The organism is Stenotrophomonas maltophilia (assembly GCF_025642255.1).
Classification (GTDB): domain Bacteria; phylum Pseudomonadota; class Gammaproteobacteria; order Xanthomonadales; family Xanthomonadaceae; genus Stenotrophomonas; species Stenotrophomonas maltophilia_P.
In genome coordinates, this window is sequence record NZ_CP106759.1 from 2951602 (window position 1) to 2973458 (window position 21857).

Below are 21857 nucleotides of genomic sequence, written 5' to 3' on the forward strand. Positions count from 1 at the left end.
CGCACACGATACGCCGCCACCGCGTGCACGACACGTACCGGTCACGGCCGTTCGCCGGGCCCGCGGCCAGGGTTCAGGCGCGTGTGCGCGCCAGACCGCGCCGGTACAGGGTGACGGCCAGCCAGAGCAGCCAGCCGACGATCACGGCGATCACCAGCTTCTGCCCCAGCCCGCGCGGCGGCCCGTCACGCCAGAGCACATGCAGCCACAGCAACGCGAAGGCCAGCCAGGCCCAGCCCCACAGCAGGGCAGCACTGCGCTGCCAGCCCGGCTCGCGACGCAGGTACCACGCCTGCAGCAGCATGCCGACGCTGGCACACAGGAAGGCCGTGTTGGCAGCCACGCCATGCACCAGCGGCGCCAGCAGCGGCGTCGCCTGCGGCAGCCAGCTGTCGCCGATGGCGACCGTCGCCAGGCCCAGGGCGGACACGGTGAACAGCAGCGGCGCGGCCGCGCTGCGGCGGGGCCCCACGCTGTGACGATAGAGCGCGATGCCGAGCGCGGCGATCGCCACCGCCAGCAGGCAGTAGGCGGCGCGCAGCGCCAGACCCCAGGGACCGTGCAGGTACAGGCTCAGGGTCGCGCGCATCCAATCCAGATCAGCGCGCGCGAACTGCGTCCACAGGGCCGTCGCCACGAACAACAGGAGCGCCACCAGGGCCAGCAGCGCAGCCGGACGCGCTCCGGTCATGGCGTGGCCTCCGGGTGGCGCGCCTTCCATTCGGCCAACGCCTTGCGGTAACGCTGCAGCTCTTCGGCATACAGATCGAGTACGCACAGCGGGCAGCCGCTGCCGCAGCACTCGTTGGGACCAGGTTCTTCCGGTGCGGTCGGCCGGGGATCAGGATCGGGAACGGACACGGTGGGCGGCGCTACCTTGCAGATGCAGGCCGCCAGTGTAACTGCCCCGCTCAGGTGTCCAGCCGGCGGCGCAGGTTCGCGCGTGCCGCGGCATCCAGGCGCTGGTGGAAGAAGTCGCTGAGGAAGATCCGCGGTGTGCGCAGCAATCCCTGCAGGAAGCGGCGGCGGCCGGCGCGGTACAGGAAACCCGGGACCACCCCCTGGTACTCCTCGGCCACACCACGATCGTAGGCATCGAACACCGGTGCAGGCGCGCCCAGGATCGCCATGTCGCAATCCAGGAACAGCGCCGCTTCGACGTCGACATCCGCAGGACCGAGTTCGCCATGACGGGCAGTCAGCAGGATCAGCTGCTCGACGCGGGCGGCGTCGATTCCCGCCAGCGCAGGCTCCTGCGCGATGGCCTGCACGGCCAGTGCCGCCGAGCGTGCCTCGTTGTCCTTGCGTCCCGCCTCGTAGACCGCATCGTGGTAAAGCGCGGCCAGAAAGACCTCGGCGGGCTGCCGCCAACCCGGTCCATCGGCGACGTCCTGGCAGTGCTGCAGCACCGCGCGCACGTGGCCAAAGTGATGGTACGCGCGTGGCGGCGTGGCATATCGGTCCTGCAACGCCTGCCACTGCGCCGGATCGAGCGGGATCGGGGCGAAGTCCATGCCGGCATGATCCTGCCAGACGCCCCGGCCAGCAAGCTGGACAATAATTCACCACGCACTCGCAGCCGCCGTCCGGCAAGGGCGGAGCACAGTTGTCCACAGCTTTGCCGAGCGCTGGTCCACATCGCCTGTGGATGACCGCGCCGCCGACCGGCGGTCGATGCACGGGCGCACGGGCAGGACTACACTCGGCGGCAGGCGGATGCGCCCGCCGCTGCCGGGAATTGCCATGCAACGTCCTGCCACCCGATTCCTGCTGCTCGCCCTGCTCGCGCTGGCAGCGCCGGCCGCCGTCGCCCTGGACGGTCCTGCCGCCGCACCGGCCGCTCAGTACCGCCCCGCCCCAGCGAGCGTGCCGACCGCAGACGAAGTGCTGGCGATTCCGCCGGCGCTGCGCGCGATGCTGACCCGACAGGTGATCGCGCGCAGCCACTCGCGCGACCAGCGCCTGCAGGCCCTGGTGGAGATGATCTTCGATCGGCAGGGACTGGATCTGCAGTACGACGCCGACGCGACCTATACCGTCGGCGAAGTCTGGCAGTACCGCCGCGCCAACTGCCTGGCATTCACGCTGCTGTTCGTGTCGCTGGCACGCGAGGCCGGCATCCAGGCCCGGGTGCAGGAAGTCGGCAGCGTGGTGTCCTGGTATCAGGAGCAGGACCAGGGCGTGGTCTACAGCGTCGGCCACGTCAATGCCGGGGTCGACGTCGGCGGCCGCTTCGGCACGGTCGATCTGGACCGCAACGTGCTGTACGACCGCCACGGCCCGCAGCCGATCGACCGTGCCCGTGCGTTGGCGCACTTCTACAACAATCGTGGCGCCGAACGCATGGCCAGCGACGATCTGGATGGTGCCCGGGTGTTCTTCGATGCAGCGGTGGCGCAGGACGCGCGATTCGCACCGGCCTGGAACAACCTGGGCGTGCTGGACAACCGGAAGGGAGACACCGTCGGCGCACGTCGTGCGCTGGAAATGGCATTGCGCCTGGACGGCCGTCAGGATGCGGCACTGAACAACGCCAGTGCGCTTTACCGGCGGTTGGGCCTGGTGGCAGCAGCGCAGCAGCTGGAGCGCCGCCTGCGCGCCGTACAGCGCGAGGATCCGTTTACCCAGTACATGCTCGGGGCCCGCGCCGAACGCGCGGGCGACCTGGCGGAGGCCATCCGCTGCTACCGCCGGGCCGTGCGCCTGTACGATGCCGCACACCAGTTCCATTTCGGCCTGGCGAGGGTGTACTTCCTCGCCGGCCAGCTGGCCCGCGCCGACAAGGAACTGACACGGGCCCAGGAACTCGGCGGGGCGCCGCAGCAGGCCCGCTACCAGGCCAAGCTGGACAGCCTGGCCCGCTGGCGGGCGCAGCAGCAGGCCAGGCGCTGAGGGCCCGTCAGGCCTTCTTGAGGAAGCAGGTTTTCAGCACCAGGCCCTTGATCTTGTCCGAGTTGCCTTCGATGTGCTCCGCATCGTCCTCGACCAGCCGGATGTTGCGGATCACCGTGCCCTGCTTGAGCGGAATCGAGGAGCCCTTGACCTTCAGGTCCTTGATCACGGTCACGGTGTCGCCGGCCTGCAGGGTGTTGCCGTTGCTGTCACGCACGACCAGCGCCTGCCCCGCGCCCTCCTCGGCGGTCCATTCGAAGCCGCAATCGGCGCAGATCCACAGCGCGCCATCGGCATAGGTGTTTTCCAGGGTGCACTGCGGACAGGCGGGAACGGACGACATTGCAAGTACCTCAAAATGAATCAACGGCCGCCATTGTAACCGCCCGCTCTTTTCACCCGTTCTCCCGCGGCCGCTCCCCCTGCCCGCCCGAGCTGGCCGGCGGGCGCTTGCAGCGGACCGCAAACTGCAGCAGAGTGCGCGGCCCTTGTCCGTCCCTGGAATTCCGCATGCGCCTCGGCATCGACTTCGGTACCAGCAATTCTGCCGCCGCCATCGTGCACGAGGGCCGCCTGTTGCCGATCCGCTTCGGCGATGCCGAACAGTTCCGCACCAGCGTCTACTTCCCAGGCGTGGTACCCGATCCGGACGACTTCCAGCCCGATACCAGCCAACAGCATGCGCTGGAGCAGATGATCGACAGCGCGGCGCGTGCCGCCCGCGCTGCCGGCCAGGAGCGCCCGCCGCAGGCGCTGCGCCGCGAAGCATTGCGCGCACTGCGCCGCGAATGGATGGAAGCCCGTGCCCGCGAAGCGCGCAGCGCCAGCGACCTGCTGCAGAACGCGATCTACGGCGATGACGCGCTGGAAGCCTATTTCGAGGAGCATGAAGGCAACCTCGTGCAGAGCCCCAAGTCGATGCTCGGCTACAACCTGCACCCGCGCGCGAAGCAGACCATCACCGGCATTGCCGCGCATATCCTTGAGCACATCCGCCTGACCGCCAGCGCGCAGCTCGGCCAGCCGCTGCGCACCGCCCTGCTCGGCCGCCCCGTGCAGTTCCGCAGCTCGATCGGCGAGGCCGGCAACGCGCAGGCGCTGGACATCCTGCGCGAGGCGGCGGCGCAGGCCGGCTTCGACCGCATCGATTTCCTGGAAGAACCTGCCGCAGCGGCGATGCACTATCACGCCGGAAGCGCGACACGGCACCAGGCCGTGATCGTCGACATCGGCGGTGGCACGACCGACATCGCCCATGCCGAAGTGGGGGGACCAGTGCCCCCGCATATCCACCGTGCCTGGGGCATCGCCCGTGGCGGCACCGACATCGACCTGGCCCTGAGCCTGTCCAGCTACATGCCGCTGTTCGGTCGTGGCATCACCCGCGTGCCCGCCCACCACTACGTGGAAGCCGCCACCGTGCAGGACATGACCCGCCAGCGCGACTTCCGCCAGCACAACTACGATGCGGTCGACGCACCCTGGGGCCCGCGCCTGCAGGCACTGCAGGACACCGGCAACACCGCGCGCCTGTACCGTGATGTCGAGCGCGCCAAGATCGCCCTGAGCAGTTCTGCCACGCACCGCAGCACGCTGGACTACATCGGCCGCGACCTGCACGCCGACAGCAGTGCCGAGGGCCTGGCCAGTGCGGCCCATGGCTACCTGGAACAGATCCGCACGCTGCTCGCCCAGGTGCGCAGCGACATCGGCGGCGACCCGGACGCGGTGTTCCTGACCGGTGGCATGTCCCGTGCGGGTTACCTGCGCCAGGCCGTGGCGGACGCGTTTCCGGGTGCCCGGATGGTCCACGGGGAGCCTTCACTCGGGGTGGTACAAGGCCTGGCGCTGGCCGCAGCCAGCCGGGATTAACAAAACGTTACGCAGGGTTTGCTACCCTCGGTAGGCTTGATCCACAGCTGTACCTTCCATCGGCCCTGCCGGTGTGTGTTCCGGGTGCAGCGCGGCCCGCCACGCGGGTCTTGCGGCCGTGCCTTCCTGGCTCGTTCATGGCCGCGCATCACCCGAGCCGCCATCGAGACCCGCTTTGGGCACCCGCCAGGCCCCTGTGGCCTTACAACCTGACGCCGCACCTGCACCCATCGACTGCCGCCGTTGTGACGCGGTCTGTTGCCGGCTGCCGGTACTGCTGCAGCCCGGCGACCACGTGCCCGGCCAGTTCCTCGCGCGCGACGCCCACGGCCAGGCCGTGATGGCGCGCAACGAGGAAGGCTGGTGCGCGGCGATCGATCCCTATCACCTGCGCTGCACGATCTATTCGCAGCGCCCGGCGATCTGCCGCCAGTTTTCGATGGGCGGCGATGACTGCCGCCGCGAGCGGCAGGATTACCTGCGCCAGGCCGATGCCTGTGCGCTTTCCTCCCCTTCCACCTGACAGGAGCAACCATGCCCCGCAAGGCAAAGACCCCCGCGAAGGCTAACAACAGCATCCGTAGCGAACGCAAGGGTGCAGCCGCCAGTACTGTGGTCAGCAGCGACTCGATCGCGTCTGACCTGGCCGCTTTCCGCAAGGCCGGTGGCAAGATCGAAGTGCTGGGTACGACCTGGGCGCTGAAGAAAGCCAGCTGACCCTCCCTGACCGCGGCGGCGCTGCCGCCGCGGCCTGCCGGTCGATGCTCAGCGGTCCAGTCGGACCCGCACGCTGCCCGAATGAGACTGGATGCGGATATCGCCGTCACCGCCCCCCAGCCGCGTGTCGAGATTGCTGCCCGGCCCATAACGCGGCCGCTCCACCGTGCCGGCATCACTGTTGATCGAGCCGCTGAAGCTGTTCACCGACAGCTGCGCCGATACGGTCCGCGGCAACCGCAGATTGACCGATGCGCTCACCGATTCGACGTTGATGCGCCCCCCCGGCGCCAGACCGGCAGCGGCCAGTTCGATGCTGCCTGACACCGTCTCCACCGCCAGGCGCTGGATGCGCCCCGCATCGACATCCACGCGTCCGGACACGGTCTGCGCACCGATGTCGCCGGACACGCCTCCCCCCGCGTCAATGCGGCCGCTGACGGTGTTCACGTCCAGCCGCGGCGTCTGCAGGCGGGCAGTGACGCTGCCGCTGACCGTGTTGAGCTTGGTGTCGCCGCTGCGGCCTGCCGCGGACAGGCTGCCGCTGACCGTATCGGCCTGCAGCCGACGCACATCGATGCCACTGATGTCCTGGCTCGCACTGACGGTGCTGAGCAGCAGTTCCGCCGAGCGCGGCACGTTCAACACCAGGGTGGCCCCGCCATTGTTGCTGCGGCGTGGATATTCCACCTCCCACCGCACGCGGTTGGCACTCTTCTCCTGACGCAGCTGCAGGCCGTCGCTGAGGCTGCCGGTGAGCTGGACCTCGTTGCGGTCCCAGCCGCGCACGGTGACCTTGCCGGCCACGTTGCTCAGTTCAATCCGGCCACCGGTGGCGAGTGCATGGCGTTCGTCGACACGCGTGTCGGCCAGTGCCACAGCCGGTACCAGCAGCAGCGCGGCGCAGCAGAAAAGAAGGGGTCGCATCATGGGTCTCCTCAGGTTGTCAGTCCGGCGGCGGCCTGCGCCGCCTGCCGGGTCAGTTCCAGCCGCAGCGCATAGGTGCGCTTGAGCTGTCCAAGCAGGTGCGGCGCACGTGGATCCTGCGCCATCGCCGCGCGGATCTGCTCCGCGCTGCGGTCGAGTTCGTGCAGGGCCGGTTGCCACTCCGCTGCCCCACCCTGCGGCAGGGAGGCCACCGCCTGCTGGTACTGCTCGGTCATCGCTGCGGCCTGCAGCTGCAGCCCGGAAGGCGCCGGCGTGGCCTGCGGCGGCTGCCACCACGGTGCCACCGCGTAGACCGCCAGGCTGGCGGCCAGCGCCGCGCCCACCGGCAGCCACCAGCGCCGTCGCGGACGCGGCGTCATCGCCACCACCTTGCCTGCTGCCGGGAGCGGTCCGGGGGCGGACCCGCGCGGTGGCAGGCTGGCCGACAGCCGCGCCCAGCCGTCCTCCGGAACGCTGCGCTCGCGGGGCAAGGCGCGCAGGCGCGCGAGCAGATCGTGGTCGTAGTCGGGGTCGTTCATCGTCATGTCATGTCTCCCAGCCGTGCACGCAGCAAGCCACGCGCACGATGCAACTGTGCCTTGGAACTGCCGACAGCCATCTGCAGCTGCTCGGCGATTTCCTGGTGTTTCCAGCCTTCGATGTCGTGCAGCACCAGCACCGCCCGCGCCCGTGGGGGCAGCGTCGCCAGCGCACGTTCCAGGTCGCGCTCCGTGCCGGCGCAGCGGTCATGCACGGCCAGCTCCGGTACACCACCGTCCACGTCATCCAGGCTGTCGTGATCGTGTCCTCCCGCCCGGCCGCGCAGTTCCATCAGCGCGGCATTGACCCCGAGACGATGCAGCCAGGTCGACAGGCTGCTTTCGAAGCGGAACCCGGGCAGTGCCTTCCACGCCTGCAGGAACGCTTCCTGCAGCGCATCCTCCGCACGTGCCTGCTGGCCGCCACACAGCCTCCACAGCACGGCGAACACCCGTGGCGCATGGCGTCGATACAGCAGTTCGTAGGCCGCTGTATCGCCACCGGCTGCCGCCCGTACCAGGGCAGGTTCGTCGACGGCGTCGGAGGCAGCAGGCGGTGCGGGCATGGTGGTGTCGAGCATAGTCCTTGGATGCGCCAGTCCCGCAGAAGGTTTAGATCCGATTCCTGCCAGGCACGATGCAACCTTTTCGGCGGCCGCTGCATCCATGGAGGGTCCTTCGTGAAATACCGTCCGGGAGCCCGCCATGTCCAGCCCATCGTGTGCCGCCCTGCTGGCCGTCGCTGCCTGCGTCGCGCTGCAGGTGCTTGGCCTGTCGCTGCAGCTCCACCCCGAGCGCGGCCGGGCCTGCCTGCAGCAGCAGCGCCAGGAGCTGGTGTGCCTGGCGTGGAGGCCGATGGTCGAATCGCCGGCACGTGCCGGGTAACATCGGCGACCACCACCGCTACCTGCTGTCGCCCCATGATGTTGTCGCTGAAGGATCACCTGCCGGCCTGGACCCATCCCTGGCTGCACAACATGGGCATCGCCCTGCAGATCGCGCTCGTCCTGCTGGCCGCCTGGCTGCTGCGGCTGCTGGCGCGCCGCCTGATCCGCCGATTCGCCGACCACTACACCCTGCCGCCGGAAATGGTGATGGGCGCGCGCCGCATCACCAGTTTCGTGGTCTATTTCAGTGCACTGCTGTACATCCTGAGCCTGCTGGGGGCCTCACCGGCAGTGCTGTGGACGGCATTCACGGGCTTTGCAGCCGTCGGTGCGGTGGCCTTCTTCGCGGCCTGGAGCGTGCTCTCCAACATCTTCTGCACGCTGCTGATCTTCACTACCCGCCCGTTCCGCCTGCATGACTACATCGAGGTGCTGGAGAACGGCGAGAAGCCCGGACTGAAGGGCCGGGTGATCGATGTGAACCTGATCTACACCACGTTGCAGGAGACCGGCGAAGGCCACGAAGGCACGGTGCTGCAGCTGCCGAACAACCTGTTCTTCCAGCGCACCGTACGCCGCTGGCGCGATCCGGCACAGGCGCCGGGCGGCATCCAGGGCGACGGCTGAGCCGCCCACATCAACGCAGCTGGCTGTCTTTGCTGCCGCGACGGTTGTAGCTGCTGTGCGCCTGCTCTTCCTCATCGTGCGCCTGCTGGCAGGCCACGCACAGCCGTACGCCGGGCACGGCGTTGCGCCGCGCCAACGGAATCGGTGCGTCGCATTCCTCGCAGTGCTCCAGACCCGGGCCCTGGCGCAGCTGGCGCCGCGCGCGGGCAATCGCATCGTCTACCGTCGCGTCGATCTGGTCCTGGACCGCGCCATCTCCCGCCCAACCGGTAGCCATGTCCGTCCTCCGCAGGTGTGTGGCCTGATATGGGGACGATACACCCACGGAAAAGGCCGGGCAGTGCCCCGCCCGGCCCGTGCTTCAGCTACCTGTCTGCCCGTGGGGACGCCTGCGGCAGCGACTTACCAGACCAGATCGTCAGGAATCTGGAACTGCGCGTAGTAGGCATCATCTTCGGCGTTGCCGGTGGAGATCTCCTCCGTCGAGCCCGGCTGCCCGTGGTCGACCACGATGGCTTCCGGCGCGCGCTCGCGCACCTTTTCCGCCGCAGCACGGGGCAGCAACGCGTAACCCTCGCCCTGGGCGACGATGACCAGCACGCCCACCGACAGCGCCTTGCGCAGCTTGGGGTCGATCAGCAGGGTGCGGATCGTGCTGCCATCGCTGAAGCGATACTCGTCCTCGCCCTTATGCGGCACGGCATGGGCAGCGATGATCTGCTTTGCCTGCGCCTTCTGCTCGGCCAGCCTGGCCTGTGCGTTGCGCTCGGCGGCCAGGGCACGATCACGCTCGATCTTCTCGGCGCGGGCGCGTTCAGCCTCACGCTGGACCTCGGCCGACGTCGATTCAGCCTTGCCCTGGCGCGCCTTGGCCTGTTCGCGTGCGGCGGCGCTGGCCTGCGACTTCTTGGCCAGGCCGGCCTTGAGCAATTGTTCCTGCAGCGCGTTGGGCTTTGCCATGGTCGGTGCGTACCGCGTGTAATCTTGGATGCCCCCATTCTACCGACGCCCCGCCGCCCCTGCATGGCAGTCCTGAAGTACCTCACCGGTTATCCCGAACCCCTGGTCGCCCAGGTCAGCGAACTGCTGGCGCAGGGCCGGCTCGGCCCGTGGCTGCAGCAGCGCTATCCCGAGCCCCATGAGGTGCGCAGCGACCGCCAGCTCTACGACTACACCCAGGAGCTGAAAGACCGCTACCTGCGCAAGTCGGTACCGCTCAATAAGGTCTGCTACGACAACACGCTGGAAGTGATCAAGCATGCATTGGGCACGCATACCGCCATTTCCCGCGTGCATGGCAGCCGCCTCAAGGCCAGCCGTGAGATCCGCATCGCCACGGTGTTCCGGCAGGCGCCGGCCGCCTTCCTGCGCATGATCGTGGTGCACGAACTGGCGCATCTGAAGGAAGCCGACCACAACAAGGCCTTCTACCAGCTCTGCCAGCACATGGAGCCCGATTACCTGCAGCTGGAATTCGACACCCGGCTGTACCTGACCGAGCTGGCCAACCGCAGCCAGCGCTGACCGCGCGCAGGGGCTACACTGCGCGGCCCCCGCCCGACCTGCCCGCCCATGGAACCGATACGCCTCGACAAACGCTTGTCCGCCCTGCTCGGCATCCCGCGCGGCGAAGCGCGGCGCTACATTGAAGGTGGCTGGGTCACGGTCGATGGCGAGGTGGTCGAACAGCCACAGCGCCCGGTCGATGACACTGCGGTGATCGTGGTCGATGAACAGGCCAATGACAGCAAGGCCGAGCGCGTGGGCATGCTGCTGCACAAGCCGGCTGGTGCTGCCGCCGAAACCCTGTGTGCGCTGGTCAGCAGCAACAGCCACAGCGCTCTGGACGCCAGCGGCATCCGGCCACTGCAGCGCCATTTCCACGGCTTGCAGCTGGCTGCGTCCCTGCCCGCGGCAGACAGCGGCCTGGTCGTGGTCAGCCAGGACCCGGCCACGCTGGCCCACCTGCAGCGCAATCTTGGCCGCACCGAACAGGAGTATCTGGTCGAAGTGGCAGAAGGCGGGCCGGAACGGGGCCCCTGGCTGCTGGCCCGGCTGCAGCAGGAGTCGGGCGGGGCCAAGGTGAGCTGGCAGAGCGAGCAGCGGCTGCGCTTCGCCGGCAAGGGGCTGACGGCCAAGGGCCTGAAGACCGCGGTGGCTGCCGCTGGCCTGCAGGTCACCGCCCTGCGCCGCCTGCGCATCGGCCGGGTGGCACTGGGCCCGCTGCCGCCGGGACAGTGGCGCTACGTGGGCAGCGACGAACGGTTCTGACGCCCGCCGCCGCGCGGCACGCCGATCCACTAGCATGGGGCCATGAGCCCGCCTGCGCCTGTGTGGCGACGCCTGTTGCGCGTCGTTGCGATCATCTTCGCCATCCTCCTGCTGCTGGTCCTGTCCGGACTGCTGCTGGCCGACCACCTGACGCCACAGGCGCACGGTGAGCCGTCGCACGTACTGCCGCTGCAACCGGCGCAGACCCGCATCGACCAGCAGGTCGTGCCGCTGCAGGAGGCGCACCCCGGGCAATCCGGCGTGGCCTTCCTCGGCGATGGCATGGATGCATTCGCGGCGCGCGCGATGATCACCGCGCAGGCCGGGCGCAGTCTGGACCTGCAGTACTACATCTGGCACGACGACCTGATCGGTCACCTGATGGCCAGAGCGCTGCATGACGCCGCCGAGCGCGGGGTGCGCGTGCGCATCCTGCTCGACGACATGAATGCCAAGGACAAGGACGCGCTGATGATGGCGCTGGACCGGCATCCGAACATCGAGATCCGGCTCTACAATCCGTTCCGCAACCGCAGCGGCATCCTGCGCATGGTGGAGATGGTGCAGCGCTTCTTCAGCGTGAACCACCGCATGCACAACAAGAGCTGGATCGCCGATGGCCGTGTTGCCATCGTCGGTGGCCGCAACATCGGCGAGGAGTATTTCAGCGCGCGCACGGATGTGAACTTCCAGGACCTGGACCTGCTGGTCGCCGGCCCTGCCGTTGCACAGGCGAACCGGATATTCGACGACTACTGGAACAGCCCGGCGGCGATTCCGGTCTCCGCGCTGGCCTTCCATACCGACGCGCAGCTTCGCCTTCTGGTGCGTGAGTCCGACCATGAAGCGCAGCGCGATGCTGCCCGGCCCTTTCTTGCGCGCGTGGCCGAATCACGCCATCGGCAGCGTCCCAGCCCCGAGCCGCTGCACTGGAGCAGCACCGTGCGCATCGTCTCGGATCCGCCGATGAAACACCGCAACGACGACCGCGGCAGCTGGCTCGTTACCGGGCTGATCGGTGAACTGGAGTCCGCGCGCAGCAAGGCCTTGTTGATTTCGCCCTACTTCGTGCCGGGCAACGAGGGCCTGGACGGGCTCTCGGCAATGGCGTCGCGCGGCGTGCACGTGGGCATAGTGACCAACTCCCTTGCCGCCAACGACGTTGCGGCCGTGCACGGCGGCTACATGGGCTACCGCGTGCCCCTGCTGAACGCCGGCGTGCACCTGTATGAGCTGAAGGCACAGGGCCAGCCGGGCGATGCAGTCCTGTTCGGCAGCAGCGGGGCCAGCCTGCACACCAAGGCCTTCCTGGTGGACGACCGCCGTGGCTTTGTCGGTTCCTTCAACCTCGACCCGCGCTCGGCCTATCTCAACACCGAAATGGGGGTGCTGTTCGACGATCCCGTGCTGGGCGCGCAGCTGCGCGACGAGTACCTGCGCCTGGCCGACGCCAGGCACAGCTGGTGGCTGGCAGTGGACAACCGCGATCGGCTGCGCTGGCTGGAGCGTGAGCCTCCGCCGCGCTGGGTGGAGGACGAGCCAGGTGCTACGCGGCGCCAGCGCTGGCTGTCGCGGATCATCAGCTGGCTGCCGGTGGAATCGCAGCTGTAGCGCTCAGTGTGCCCTGGCCTCGCCTTCATGCGGGGCGTCGTCCAGTGTTTCCACGCTGCGACCATGCAGGCGCCGCCAGATCCAGCGAAGCGCATGGGGCGGAGCCGACGGCAGCTGCTCCAGCAGGGCCAGCATGCGGCCCTGGGTGGAGTGGCCATGCCGGCACAGCAGGCTCGCCGCCGCCGCTGCGCTGCCCAGCCGCAGGCTGTCGGACAGAGGGCCCGAGGCGTCGGCCGCCAGGGTCTGGTGTACCGGGTCGGGCAGCTCCCAGGCGGCGGCCACCCGCTGTGCCAGCGGCAACGACCACTGCTGCAGCAGCTGCAGGGCCAGGGCCGGCTGCACGTCCTCGCCGCGCGCCTGGGCTTCCTGCAGCAGCTGGCGCATCACCAGCGCCGCACCGAGTCCCTGCACCAGGCCCAGCCACTGCGCAGCGAAGGCATCGCCGGAGTTCACGCTGCGTGCGTGGTCGGCAGCAGCACGCGATGCCAGCAGGGCGTGCTCCCAGGTGATCGTGCTGAACTGCGGGAACCGCTCGCACTGAACCTGCATCACCGGCTGCACCAGCACCGCACTGATGATCTGCCGCACGCCTTCCGTGCCGACCAGGGTCACCGCCCGCTGCAGGCTCTCGACCGGGCGTTCGTGCACCTTGTACGCGGGACTGTTGGCGATACGCAGCAGGTTGCCCGTGAGTACCGGATCCTGGCCGATGATCGCCGCCATCACCCGTGCCGAGGCGGCATCATCGTTGACGGTCTGGATCAGCTGCGGCAGCAGCTGCGGCCGGCGCGGCAGCTGCCGCGTCGCCCAGTCGCGATCCTGCAGCGCGTCCGCCACCGCCTGCGCCAGTCCGGCGCTGGCGGCATCGACAGGGCCGGGCTCGCCCGCCAGTCGCGGGTACAGCGCCAGCGCGTGCAGGCCACGCTGCAGCTGCGCGGCGATCTCTCCCGGGGGCACTGGGTCTCCCTGCAGGCGGGCAGCCGCAGCGGCCACCGCCTGACGCGGCCCCGCCGACAGACGCGACGGCGCCGCGCCGGTCAGCGACGCAAGCCAGCCGCGTACCCTGCGTGCCCAGGCCAGCGTCACCGGCCGTGATCCTGTCGATGTCGTACTGCGCTCGCCATGGCCCGTCTCTGTCTCTTCACACGATCCGGCCACTGGCCATCGACGCAGCATCGGCCGCGCTTTCATCTTCTTTAACCCGCAGTGCCCGTCGACGTCGACGGCAGACACTCGGGGAATGGACTAGAATGGCGCCGCGCGACCCGTCCCCCTGCACCGACGACGTCGCTTTTTTTGTTTTGGGACCCTACCGTTCACTGGTCGTTCGCTGCAGTTCGCCGCCGTTCGCACCATCGGAGACGCCATGCTATTCGAAACCCTCGCCACCACCGGCCACGAACAGGTGGTGTTCTGCCACAGCCATGACGCCGGCCTGAAGGCGATCATCGCCATCCACAACACCACCCTGGGCCCGGCCCTGGGCGGCGTGCGCATGCGTCCCTATGCCAGCACCGACGAAGCGCTGGCCGACGTGCTGCGGCTGAGCCGGACGATGACCTACAAGAATGCGCTGGCCGGCCTCAATGTCGGTGGCGGCAAGGCGGTGATCATCGGCGATCCGAAAGCGGACAAGACCGAAGTCCTGTTCCGCGCCTTCGGTCGCTATGTCGATTCGCTGGGTGGCCGCTACATCACCGCCGAAGACGTCGGTACCGACGTCAACGACATGGAGAACATCTACCTGGAAAGCCAGTTCGTGACCGGCGTCCACCAGGTGCATGGCGGCTCCGGAGATCCCGCACCGTTCACCGCCTACGGCGCGCTGCAGGCGTTGATGGCGTCGATGCGTTTCAAGTTCGGCCACGAGGAAGTGGGCAAGACCAGCATCGCAGTGCAGGGCCTGGGCCACATCGGCATGGAACTGGTCAAGCTGCTGCGCGACCGCGGCGCGAAGCTGTATGTCACCGACCTGGACGCGGCTCTGGTCGATCGCGCAGTCAGCGATTTCGGCGCCGAAGCAGTGAAGCCGGACGAGATCCACGAAGTGAATGCCGACGTCTTCGCGCCGTGCGCGCTGGAAGGCTCGATCAATGCCGACACCCTGCCGCGGATCAAGGCCAAGATCATCTGTGGCACCGCCAACAACCAGCTGTCCAGCCTGGAAATCGGCGATGAACTGCACGCGCGCGGCATCCTGTACGCACCCGATTACGCGGTCAATGCCGGTGGCGTGATGAACGTGTCGCTGGAGATCGATGGCTACAACCGCGAGCGCGCGATGCGCCTGATCCGCAGCATCTACCACAACCTGACACGCATCTTTGAACTGTCGCAGCGCGAGAACATCGCGCCGCAACGTGCGGCCGACCGAATCGCCGAGAGCCGCATCCTGTCGATCGGCAAGCTGAAGATGCCGCTGGGCCGCAGCACCCCGCGCCTGGGCAATCTGCGCGGCGGTTGACCGCCCCTGCCGGGCCTCGGCACGGCGCCCCTCCGGGCGCCGGCAACCCCATGATGGATCAGAACCCGGCGCTGTAACGCAGCGCCGCTTGCCGTGCGTCATCACCGCCGACACGCTGATCGATGCCCAGGCTCAGACGGCCACTCCGTCCCCACCACGACTCCAGCGCAAGCCCGAGCAGGGCGCTGCCACGCGGTGAGTCGGCACCGGGCAACGGTGCCCACGCGTCGACACCGACGAAGCTGGCCTGCCACTCCCCGGCGGCGCCCTGAAGGCGCTGCTGCCATTCGGCGTGCCCGCGCAGCGTCCAGCGTCCCCAGCCACGCTCGCCGCGCAGCCCCGCCAGCAGTTGACTGCGCTGCGCACGATTGGCTTCACCCCGCAGGCCGAAACCGAAGCCGCCGCGCTCGTTGAACGCCGCGGTATCCACCCGCGTGCCACTGGCACCGACATACGGTGTCAACGACGCGCCGACGGTGCCGAAGCGATAGCCGCTTTCGACACTGGCGCTGCTGAATCGACCGCCGTAGCGCGCGGAAACGCCGTAGGCACCTGCACCCAGCAGCAGCTGCCGGTCCAGTTCGCGGGTGAACCGCCCTGCGCCGAACTGCGCCAGTGCATAACCGCGCCCAACGCTCCAGCCGGCATACAGCTGCGCCTGCGCCTGGCGGTCCTGCCCGCGATCACCGTTGAAGGCACTGCCACCGTTGCTGCGTGTTTCACCGAACGCCATGCCCAGCAGGCCATGGCTGCCCAGCGGCACGTCCTGACCGGCCATCCAGCCCCGGCTGTCGGTGGCGCTGCCAGCGAAACTGCCCTGCCCTGCCTCGCCCAACGTGCTCTGCCAGGCACCGCGCAGCGCAGGCAGAGCCTGCACGCGATCGAAACGGGCGGCCACCGCGCGTCGCGACATGTCGATGCTGTCGAAGGTCGCCGCCTCGGCACGCGCGTGGGCCTTGCCGGACAGGCTCTCCAGCGTGGCCGCCAGGCCCGTGCTGCGCTGCAGGCCGGCCGCTGCACCACCGAATGGCGAATCCTGCAACGCGTGGTTGCCGTCCAGTTCGACGAACGCGCCTTCCAGCCGCGCCGCAGTTGTCTGCACACCGGCATCGAGCCCACGCGCAGCGGCGGTGACACTGATCCGGGTCAGGTTCAACCATGCGTTGTTGCTGTCATAGCCATAGCTGGTCTGCAGCAGGGCCAGCCCCTGCAGGCCACTGGATGTGGCCGCGGTGCTGAAGGTGCCGGTCAGGCCGGCTGCAGCATGGATCAGATCCTGCCGGGTACCGTCCTGCGGCACGTAGCCATCGACGAATCCGTGGACGTGCACGCCACCGTCCAGACGGGCGCTGCCGGTGACCTGCAGCGCGTTGGCCCCCAGCGCGATCATCAGCTGTGCGCCGGCCTGCTGAACGTAGTTGCCTTCGATGGTCGCCGTGGTGTTGGCAGTGGTCAGGAACACGCTGCTGCCGTTGGTCACATTGCCGACCACGCGGGGCGTGCCGCCATTGAACTGCAGGCCGCTGGATGATGGATCGGCCTGCGGCAGGATGCTCACGCCGGAACGGATCACGCCGCCGTCGCGCAGCGACAGCACACCGCCTTCGATGCGGGTGGCACCGCTGTAGCTGCTGTTGCCGGTCAACGCCAGCACGCCGGCGCCCTGCTTGACCAAGCCGCCACTGCCGACGATGTCGTTGCTCCAGACCGAACCGGTGGATGCTGCGTCGACATTGGCAATCACGTCGCCCCAGTCGAAACGTCCCGGCCCGTTGATGGCCCTGCCGATGTCGAGCAGGCCGTAGCCGAACACCGGGTCCACGCCGGCGGCGCCGATGTCCTTGGCCGTGCCGAGCAGGGTCTGCCGTACCAGGTTGTTGTCGAAGTACGGATACCGCTCCCACACCAGCGCGGCCGCGCCCGACACCAGAGGTGCGGCGAAGGACGTGCCGTAGTTCCAGAAGTAGCTGGTGCCCGCGTCATCCGGATAGACCGCGCTGCCCGGCGCCGCCAGACAGTAGCGCGCCGCCTGGCCGCAGGCATTGGCGTAACCGGCCAGCGTGTCCGGCGCGTAGGGATCGACGGCCGTGGCCACCAGCCAGCCGCGCTCCAGATCCGCAGCCGGTCGCGAGCCTGCCACGCCCGCCTGGCCCGGCAACGCCGCCAGGCTGCTGGGCTCGCTGCGCGCGTCGTTGCCCGCGGCGAACACCACCAGCCCGCCGTGATTGATGACGAAAGGCCGGTACTCGCCGGCGACCTGGGCGGTGGTGGGCAGGTCGGTCCAGTACAGACCGCCCCAGGAATTGTTCATCACCTTGACGTTGTAGCTGATCAGGTCGCGGTGCACCTGGGCCACTCCGAGGGTGCCGCTGAAGGAATTGCCCTGGCCGCTGCCGTCGTCTGCCGGCGGCTTGTCGGAGATGATCCGCGCCGACACGATCTGCGCACCGGGCGCGATGCCGCCGGGCCAGCGCCCGACCGCTGCGCCCGCGGCCAGGCTGGCGACGGCAGTGCCATGGCCGACCACATCGTCCACGCCCAGATTGTTGCGGGCAGGGTCGATGTAGGTGAGGTTGGCCACTACCCGCCCGTTCAGCGCGGCGGCCGCGCGCAGCACGCCCGAATCGACGATGCCGATGCGCACGCCCCTGCCGGTGGCACCGGTGGCCTGCGCGGCACCCGCATGGGTGACCGACAGGTGCGCATCGAAGGCCGGCTCCAGCGGTTTGGGCGGGGGCGGCGTGGTCGGCGGCGGCGGTGCAGGCGGCGGCGTGGTGGGCGGCGGGTCAACGCGCACGTTGCCACCGCCACCTCCGCCCCCACACGCCGTCAGCGCCATCGCCAGCGCCGCTGCCAGGACCGACCGTGCCATCGTCGTGCGTTCCATCGATTCCATCCCATGAACGTTGGCCCGCCTTCATCCCGGCGGGCATGCGGCGCCATCCAGCGGCAGCCATCCCCGACCCTCTATACTTGGGCCGACCCCCACGCAGTCTGCCGGGAAACCGGAGCGCATCCAACGCCCCCGGTCTCCTTTCCGAACATTGCTTACGCATCAACGAGATTGCCATGTCCAACATCGTCATCGCCGCCGCCAAACGCACCGCCATCGGCTCCTTCCTCGGCCAGTTCAACGGTGTGCCGACCCCGACCCTCGGCGCGGCCGCCATCGCCGCAGCGCTGGAGCAGTCCGGTGTCCCGGCCAGCGACGTTTCCGAAGTCCTGATGGGCTGCGTGCTGCCGGCCAACCTTGGCCAGGCGCCCGCCCGCCAGGCCGCGATCGCCGCCGGCATCCCGCTGTCCGTCGGTGCCAGCACCCTCAACAAGGTGTGCGGCTCGGGCATGAAGACCATCATGCTCGGGCATGACCTGATCAAAGCCGGTTCGGCCAAGGTCGTGGTTGCCGGCGGCATGGAGTCGATGTCCAACGCGCCGCACCTGCTGCCCAACTCGCGCACCGGCAACCGCTTCGGCAACTTCCAGGCGGTGGACCACATGGCCCACGATGGCCTGGTCAACGCCTACGACGGCAAGGCCATGGGTGAATTCGCCGAGTGCGCCGTGGACAAGTACCAGTTCAGCCGCGAGGAGCAGGACGCCTACGCCATCGAATCGGTCAAGCGCGCGCAGGCGGCGCAGGCCAACGGTGCGTTCGCCGACGAGATCGTCGCGGTGAAGGTGGCCACCCGCAAGGGTGAGGTCGAGGTCGACACCGATGAACAGCCCGGCCGCTCGGACATCGCCAAGATTCCGACCCTGCGCCCGGCGTTCAAGAAGGACGGCAGCGTGACCGCTGCCAGCTCGTCCAGCATTTCCGACGGCGCCGCCGCCGTGGTGCTGCTGACCGAGGAAGACGCCAAGGCCCGCGGCATCACCCCGCTGGCACGCATCGTCGGCCACGCCACGCATTCGCAGGAGCCGGAGTGGTTCACCACCGCACCGATCGGCGCCATCCACGCATTGCTGCAGAAGACCGGCTGGTCGCTGGACCAGGTGGATCTGTTCGAAATCAACGAAGCCTTCGCCGTGGTGGCGATGGCCCCGATGCGCGAACTGGGCATTCCCCATGACAAGCTCAACGTGAATGGTGGGGCCTGCGCATTGGGCCATCCGATCGGCGCATCCGGGGCACGCCTGGTGGTGACCCTGGTCAACGCCCTGCGCACGCGCGGTGGCAAGCGCGGCATTGCCACCCTGTGCATCGGTGGTGGCGAGGCGACCGCAATTGCCATCGAATTGATTTAAAAAGGTTTAACTGCGATTTCGCAAAAATGAATGCGGGATCGCTTGACAGCCAAACGTGGCTTGTCATCATGTTGTCGGCGCGCAGTTGCGCGTTGCCTAATCTAACGACGAGGATTCACACAATGAGCATCAACAAGCTGCTGGTCGCGATGTCCCTGGCTCTGGCCCTGGCCGCCTGCTCGAAGCAGGAAGCTGCCCAGGACGCCGCTGCTTCGGCCAACGAAGCCGCCACCGAAGCCCAGGCTGCTGCCGATCAGGCCGCCGCTGCTGGCGCCCAGACCGCCGACGCTGCCCAGCAGGCCGCCGACACCGCCGCCACCGCTGCTGACGCTTCGGCTGACGCCGCTGCCCAGGCTGCTGGCGCCGCTACCGACGCTGCTGCTGAACAGGCCAAGGACGCTGCCAAGGCTGCCGAAGGCACCGCCGAGCAGGCCAAGGACGCTGCTGAAGAAGCCAAGAAGTAATAACTTCTTTCTTCACGCTGTTCTGGAAAAGCCGCTGGTTCGCCAGCGGCTTTTTCTTTGCATCGCGTTCCGCGACCCCGCCTTCACAAGGGCGTGAATAGGCTGGCGTCCCCATCCATTGCCGCAGTGCACTACCGGAGATCGCCATGAAGATCCGCTCGCTGACCCTGTCCCTGCTGGCCGCTTCGCTGCTGATCGGCCTGGCCGCCTGCAAGGGCCCGGAAGCCGAACAGGCCCGCCAGGATGCGCGGCAGGCTGCCGACAGCGCAGGCGCCGCCGCCCGTGACGCAGTCGACCAGGCCGCCGCAGCTACCCGCGAGGCCGCCGACAAGACGGCAGCTGCATCCGAGCAGGCGGCGGCCGATACCCAGCAGGCGCTGGACAAGGCGGCCGACGCTACCGCCAATGCCGCTGACCAGGCCAAGGTCGCCGCCACCGACGCCGCTGCACACGCCAGCGATGCGACCGCGGACGCCGCACAGAAGGTCGCCGACAAGGCGCGTGATGTCGCAAATGACGCGAAGGCGAACGCGGCCAAGGAAGAAGCCAAGCACTGAGCCGCGTCCGGTACTGCAGAGCGCCGCAGCCACGCTGCGGCGCTCTACAGAATTCCACGCTACGGCAGCGCGCGCGCCAGGATTTCCGGCAGGTCCAACCCGGCCGGCAGGGTGCCGAACACCCATCCATGTTCACCGCCGAGCCGGCTGCGGATGAACGCATCCGCCACCGGACTGCGTGCACGCAGCAGCAGTGCCGCCTGCAGCAGCAATGCGGTGCGCTCGCAGAACATCCGCGCCTGCGACTCTTCCGGTGCCGGGGTCGTTACCCAGCGCTGCAGCGCAGCGGCATAGCGCGCATCGCGATCAGCCACCGCCGACAGCTCGCCCTGCAGTGCGGCCAGCGTCTCCGGTTCGCGGGCCAGTGCCCGCAGCACATCCAGGCACTGGATGTTGCCACTGCCTTCCCAGATCGAGTTCAGCGGCGCCTGCCGGTACAGGCGCGGCAGCATTGATTCCTCCACATAGCCCGCGCCGCCCAGGCATTCCTGCGCCTCGTTGACGAAGGTCGCCGCCCGCTTGCACACCCAGTATTTGCCCAGCGCCGTGCCCAGCCTGGCCAGCGCCGCCTCGCCGGCATCGAAGGACGCACGGTCCACCGCACGCGCGATGCGCATCGACAGCACCGTCGCCGCTTCCGATTCCAGTGCGAGGTCGGCCAGCACGTTGGCCATCAACGGATGCTCCACCAGCAACCGGCCGAAGGTGCGGCGGTAGCGGGCATGGTGCAGCGCCTGCGCCAGCGCCATGCGCATTTCCGCTGCGGCACCCAGCATGCAGTCCAGGCGGGTCATCATCACCATGCCGATGATGGTGGCCACGCCACGCCCCTCTTCGCCCACCCGCCACGCCTGCGCGCCGCAGAACTCGACCTCGCTGGACGCGTTGGCCCAATCGCCCAGTTTGTCCTTCAGCCGCACCAGGCGGAATGCATTGCGGTCGCCATCGGCAAGCCGGCGCGGCATCAGCAGACAGGTCAGTCCGCCCGGTGCCTGCGCCAGCACGAGGAAGCCATCGCACATGGGTGCCGAGAAGAACCACTTGTGGCCGACCAGCCGATAGCGCTCGCCGTCGATGGGCTCTGCTCGCGTGGTGTTGGCGCGCACATCCGAGCCCCCCTGCTTCTCGGTCATGCCCATGCCCAGGGTGATGCCGGCCTTGTCGGCCACCGGTACGTCGCGCGGGTCGTACACCGGTGCGGCGGCCTTGCGCGCCCATTCGGCCAGGTTCGGCTGCGACCGCAGCACCGCTACCGCCGCATGGGTCATCGTCAACGGGCAACTGGTACCCGCCTCGGCCTGGTGGTGCAGATAGCTCAGCGCCGCGCGTGCAACATGCGCACCCGGCTGCGGCTCATGCCAGGACAGGCCGGCCACGCCATGCGCCTTCGCGGCGGTCATCAGCTGGTGGTAGGCCGGATGGAACTCCACCGTATCGATGCGATGCCCCTGCGCGTCATGGGTGCGCAGGCGCGGGCGGTCGCGGTTGGCATCGAATCCGAGCCGGTACAGCTCGTCACCGGCCAGCGCACCGTACTGCGCCAGGCGCGGGACGAAGGCTGCGGCGCCTTCGCGATGCACCGCCTCCATCAACGCTGCGTCATCGGTGAACAGCTGGCGCCCGGCGAACGGTGGCGGCTGATTGAGCACCACATGGGTCTCGAAGGGGGCAGTGCTGCTGAAACCCGGTCCACTCATGCGATCCATCCGGCGGCAAGAGGTATGCGATCCGATTGTGCCGCATGCTGCGCCAAGCCCGCGTTCAGGCCGGTTCTCACCCCGTGC

The 21857-nt window shown here is 68.6% G+C and carries 25 protein-coding genes; 13 read left to right on the top strand and 12 right to left on the bottom strand.

What is annotated here, in order from left to right; all coding sequences use genetic code 11:
* Window positions 1-73: 73 nt before the first annotated feature.
* The 3 genes from N8888_RS13610 to N8888_RS13620 are packed head-to-tail and all read right to left on the bottom strand — an operon-like array spanning window position 74 to window position 1514.
* Entirely contained in the window at window positions 74-691 is a 618-nt protein-coding gene (locus tag N8888_RS13610) for a DUF998 domain-containing protein (protein ID WP_053519940.1), read from the bottom strand.
* A complete protein-coding gene (locus tag N8888_RS13615; protein WP_065174857.1) occupies window positions 688-861 on the bottom strand; it encodes an oxidoreductase-like domain-containing protein in 174 nt (57 codons plus the stop codon). Before N8888_RS13615 ends, N8888_RS13610 begins: the two co-directional genes overlap by 4 nt.
* A gap of 50 nt (window positions 862-911) precedes the next feature.
* On the bottom strand, window positions 912-1514 hold the full coding sequence (locus tag N8888_RS13620) for an HD domain-containing protein (protein ID WP_263175224.1): 603 nt from the start codon (window positions 1512-1514) through the stop codon (window positions 912-914).
* Between the two features lie 229 nt (window positions 1515-1743).
* On the opposite strand from N8888_RS13620, the gene N8888_RS13625 reads away from it, so the two are divergent.
* Entirely contained in the window at window positions 1744-2892 is a 1149-nt protein-coding gene (locus N8888_RS13625; RefSeq protein ID WP_263175225.1) for a transglutaminase domain-containing protein, read from the top strand.
* 7 nt (window positions 2893-2899) lie between these two features.
* On the opposite strand, the gene N8888_RS13630 is transcribed toward N8888_RS13625, so the two are convergent.
* Window positions 2900-3235 (bottom strand): zinc ribbon domain-containing protein YjdM, encoded by a 336-nt coding sequence (locus tag N8888_RS13630; RefSeq protein ID WP_053519938.1) that lies wholly within the window; start codon window positions 3233-3235, stop codon window positions 2900-2902.
* 167 nt (window positions 3236-3402) lie between these two features.
* Here N8888_RS13630 and N8888_RS13635 point away from each other — a divergent pair, with 167 nt between their 5' ends.
* The 3 genes from N8888_RS13635 (at window position 3403) to N8888_RS13645 (ending at window position 5481) form a co-directional block, all read left to right on the top strand.
* The gene (locus N8888_RS13635; RefSeq protein WP_263175226.1) at window positions 3403-4764 is read left to right on the top strand and encodes an Hsp70 family protein; all 1362 of its coding nucleotides are present in this window, start codon (window positions 3403-3405) and stop codon (window positions 4762-4764) included.
* Between the two features lie 265 nt (window positions 4765-5029).
* Window positions 5030-5287 carry a YkgJ family cysteine cluster protein gene (locus N8888_RS13640; protein WP_430542988.1) on the top strand — a complete coding sequence of 86 codons (258 nt, stop codon included), beginning with the start codon at window positions 5030-5032 and terminating at the stop codon, window positions 5285-5287.
* A gap of 11 nt (window positions 5288-5298) precedes the next feature.
* Entirely contained in the window at window positions 5299-5481 is a 183-nt protein-coding gene (locus N8888_RS13645) for a hypothetical protein (RefSeq protein ID WP_053519936.1), read from the top strand.
* A 48-nt stretch (window positions 5482-5529) separates the two neighbouring features.
* On the opposite strand, the gene N8888_RS13650 is transcribed toward N8888_RS13645, so the two are convergent.
* Genes N8888_RS13650 through N8888_RS13660 form a run of 3 tightly spaced genes read right to left on the bottom strand, consistent with a single transcriptional unit; the run spans window position 5530 to window position 7528 of the window.
* On the bottom strand, window positions 5530-6411 hold the full coding sequence (locus N8888_RS13650; RefSeq protein WP_053519561.1) for a DUF4097 family beta strand repeat-containing protein: 882 nt from the start codon (window positions 6409-6411) through the stop codon (window positions 5530-5532).
* An 8-nt stretch (window positions 6412-6419) separates the two neighbouring features.
* Window positions 6420-6953: a hypothetical protein gene (locus tag N8888_RS13655; protein ID WP_053519560.1), complete on the bottom strand. Its 534-nt coding sequence runs from the start codon at window positions 6951-6953 to the stop codon at window positions 6420-6422.
* A complete protein-coding gene (locus N8888_RS13660) occupies window positions 6950-7528 on the bottom strand; it encodes an RNA polymerase sigma factor (RefSeq protein WP_065174854.1) in 579 nt (192 codons plus the stop codon). The genes N8888_RS13655 and N8888_RS13660 overlap by 4 nt, the downstream gene beginning before the upstream one ends.
* Before the next feature lie 124 nt (window positions 7529-7652).
* Here N8888_RS13660 and N8888_RS13665 point away from each other — a divergent pair, with 124 nt between their 5' ends.
* Together N8888_RS13665 and N8888_RS13670 are read left to right on the top strand one after the other, a co-directional pair.
* Complete coding sequence (locus N8888_RS13665; protein WP_053519558.1) at window positions 7653-7832, top strand: hypothetical protein; 180 nt, start codon at window positions 7653-7655, stop codon at window positions 7830-7832.
* 35 nt (window positions 7833-7867) lie between these two features.
* Window positions 7868-8461: a mechanosensitive ion channel family protein gene (locus tag N8888_RS13670; RefSeq protein WP_080375333.1), complete on the top strand. Its 594-nt coding sequence runs from the start codon at window positions 7868-7870 to the stop codon at window positions 8459-8461.
* A gap of 10 nt (window positions 8462-8471) precedes the next feature.
* Here the strand turns inward: N8888_RS13670 and N8888_RS13675 are convergent, their stop codons facing one another.
* A complete protein-coding gene (locus N8888_RS13675; RefSeq protein ID WP_053519557.1) occupies window positions 8472-8738 on the bottom strand; it encodes a DksA/TraR family C4-type zinc finger protein in 267 nt (88 codons plus the stop codon).
* A gap of 125 nt (window positions 8739-8863) precedes the next feature.
* Window positions 8864-9421, bottom strand: a complete 558-nt coding sequence (locus N8888_RS13680; RefSeq protein ID WP_053519556.1) for a DUF2058 domain-containing protein — start codon at window positions 9419-9421, stop codon at window positions 8864-8866.
* Between the two features lie 63 nt (window positions 9422-9484).
* Between N8888_RS13680 and N8888_RS13685 the strand changes: the two genes are divergently transcribed.
* Genes N8888_RS13685 through N8888_RS13695 form a run of 3 tightly spaced genes read left to right on the top strand, consistent with a single transcriptional unit; the run spans window position 9485 to window position 12343 of the window.
* Complete coding sequence (locus N8888_RS13685; RefSeq protein WP_053519555.1) at window positions 9485-9985, top strand: M48 metallopeptidase family protein; 501 nt, start codon at window positions 9485-9487, stop codon at window positions 9983-9985.
* 48 nt (window positions 9986-10033) lie between these two features.
* On the top strand, window positions 10034-10732 hold the full coding sequence (locus N8888_RS13690) for an RNA pseudouridine synthase (RefSeq protein WP_065181817.1): 699 nt from the start codon (window positions 10034-10036) through the stop codon (window positions 10730-10732).
* A 42-nt stretch (window positions 10733-10774) separates the two neighbouring features.
* On the top strand, window positions 10775-12343 hold the full coding sequence (locus N8888_RS13695; RefSeq protein ID WP_263175228.1) for a phospholipase D family protein: 1569 nt from the start codon (window positions 10775-10777) through the stop codon (window positions 12341-12343).
* Between the two features lie 3 nt (window positions 12344-12346).
* Here the strand turns inward: N8888_RS13695 and N8888_RS13700 are convergent, their stop codons facing one another.
* Window positions 12347-13429, bottom strand: coding sequence for an HDOD domain-containing protein (locus tag N8888_RS13700; protein ID WP_065174851.1), 1083 nt, complete (start codon window positions 13427-13429; stop codon window positions 12347-12349).
* Between the two features lie 280 nt (window positions 13430-13709).
* Here N8888_RS13700 and N8888_RS13705 point away from each other — a divergent pair, with 280 nt between their 5' ends.
* On the top strand, window positions 13710-14807 hold the full coding sequence (locus N8888_RS13705; RefSeq protein ID WP_053519551.1) for a Glu/Leu/Phe/Val dehydrogenase dimerization domain-containing protein: 1098 nt from the start codon (window positions 13710-13712) through the stop codon (window positions 14805-14807).
* Between the two features lie 58 nt (window positions 14808-14865).
* Here N8888_RS13705 and N8888_RS13710 read toward each other — a convergent pair whose 3' ends face one another.
* Window positions 14866-17694, bottom strand: coding sequence for an autotransporter serine protease (locus tag N8888_RS13710; protein WP_263175229.1), 2829 nt, complete (start codon window positions 17692-17694; stop codon window positions 14866-14868).
* A gap of 182 nt (window positions 17695-17876) precedes the next feature.
* Here N8888_RS13710 and N8888_RS13715 point away from each other — a divergent pair, with 182 nt between their 5' ends.
* The 3 genes from N8888_RS13715 to N8888_RS13725 all read left to right on the top strand — a co-directional run bounded on the left by N8888_RS13715 (window position 17877) and on the right by N8888_RS13725 (window position 20073).
* On the top strand, window positions 17877-19052 hold the full coding sequence (locus N8888_RS13715) for a thiolase family protein (RefSeq protein ID WP_053519550.1): 1176 nt from the start codon (window positions 17877-17879) through the stop codon (window positions 19050-19052).
* Between the two features lie 122 nt (window positions 19053-19174).
* Complete coding sequence (locus N8888_RS13720; RefSeq protein ID WP_053519549.1) at window positions 19175-19516, top strand: hypothetical protein; 342 nt, start codon at window positions 19175-19177, stop codon at window positions 19514-19516.
* Window positions 19517-19662: 146 nt separating this feature from the next.
* Window positions 19663-20073, top strand: a complete 411-nt coding sequence (locus N8888_RS13725) for a hypothetical protein (RefSeq protein WP_053519548.1) — start codon at window positions 19663-19665, stop codon at window positions 20071-20073.
* Between the two features lie 59 nt (window positions 20074-20132).
* Here N8888_RS13725 and N8888_RS13730 read toward each other — a convergent pair whose 3' ends face one another.
* The gene (locus N8888_RS13730) at window positions 20133-21770 is read right to left on the bottom strand and encodes an acyl-CoA dehydrogenase family protein (protein WP_263175230.1); all 1638 of its coding nucleotides are present in this window, start codon (window positions 21768-21770) and stop codon (window positions 20133-20135) included.
* Between the last annotated feature and the right edge of the window lie 87 nt (window positions 21771-21857).

Coding starts and splice junctions, on each gene's coding strand:
- N8888_RS13610 (WP_053519940.1), bottom strand. CDS start 691: ATGACCGGAGCGCGTCCGGCTGCGCTGCTGGCCCTGGTGGCGCTCCTG.
- N8888_RS13620 (WP_263175224.1), bottom strand. CDS start 1,514: ATGGACTTCGCCCCGATCCCGCTCGATCCGGCGCAGTGGCAGGCGTTG.
- N8888_RS13625 (WP_263175225.1), top strand. CDS start 1,744: ATGCAACGTCCTGCCACCCGATTCCTGCTGCTCGCCCTGCTCGCGCTG.
- N8888_RS13630 (WP_053519938.1), bottom strand. CDS start 3,235: ATGTCGTCCGTTCCCGCCTGTCCGCAGTGCACCCTGGAAAACACCTAT.
- N8888_RS13635 (WP_263175226.1), top strand. CDS start 3,403: ATGCGCCTCGGCATCGACTTCGGTACCAGCAATTCTGCCGCCGCCATC.
- N8888_RS13645 (WP_053519936.1), top strand. CDS start 5,299: ATGCCCCGCAAGGCAAAGACCCCCGCGAAGGCTAACAACAGCATCCGT.
- N8888_RS13650 (WP_053519561.1), bottom strand. CDS start 6,411: ATGATGCGACCCCTTCTTTTCTGCTGCGCCGCGCTGCTGCTGGTACCG.
- N8888_RS13655 (WP_053519560.1), bottom strand. CDS start 6,953: ATGACGATGAACGACCCCGACTACGACCACGATCTGCTCGCGCGCCTG.
- N8888_RS13660 (WP_065174854.1), bottom strand. CDS start 7,528: ATGCTCGACACCACCATGCCCGCACCGCCTGCTGCCTCCGACGCCGTC.
- N8888_RS13665 (WP_053519558.1), top strand. CDS start 7,653: ATGTCCAGCCCATCGTGTGCCGCCCTGCTGGCCGTCGCTGCCTGCGTC.
- N8888_RS13670 (WP_080375333.1), top strand. CDS start 7,868: ATGATGTTGTCGCTGAAGGATCACCTGCCGGCCTGGACCCATCCCTGG.
- N8888_RS13675 (WP_053519557.1), bottom strand. CDS start 8,738: ATGGCTACCGGTTGGGCGGGAGATGGCGCGGTCCAGGACCAGATCGAC.
- N8888_RS13680 (WP_053519556.1), bottom strand. CDS start 9,421: ATGGCAAAGCCCAACGCGCTGCAGGAACAATTGCTCAAGGCCGGCCTG.
- N8888_RS13685 (WP_053519555.1), top strand. CDS start 9,485: ATGGCAGTCCTGAAGTACCTCACCGGTTATCCCGAACCCCTGGTCGCC.
- N8888_RS13690 (WP_065181817.1), top strand. CDS start 10,034: ATGGAACCGATACGCCTCGACAAACGCTTGTCCGCCCTGCTCGGCATC.
- N8888_RS13695 (WP_263175228.1), top strand. CDS start 10,775: ATGAGCCCGCCTGCGCCTGTGTGGCGACGCCTGTTGCGCGTCGTTGCG.
- N8888_RS13705 (WP_053519551.1), top strand. CDS start 13,710: ATGCTATTCGAAACCCTCGCCACCACCGGCCACGAACAGGTGGTGTTC.
- N8888_RS13710 (WP_263175229.1), bottom strand. CDS start 17,694: ATGGAACGCACGACGATGGCACGGTCGGTCCTGGCAGCGGCGCTGGCG.
- N8888_RS13715 (WP_053519550.1), top strand. CDS start 17,877: ATGTCCAACATCGTCATCGCCGCCGCCAAACGCACCGCCATCGGCTCC.
- N8888_RS13720 (WP_053519549.1), top strand. CDS start 19,175: ATGAGCATCAACAAGCTGCTGGTCGCGATGTCCCTGGCTCTGGCCCTG.
- N8888_RS13725 (WP_053519548.1), top strand. CDS start 19,663: ATGAAGATCCGCTCGCTGACCCTGTCCCTGCTGGCCGCTTCGCTGCTG.
- N8888_RS13730 (WP_263175230.1), bottom strand. CDS start 21,770: ATGAGTGGACCGGGTTTCAGCAGCACTGCCCCCTTCGAGACCCATGTG.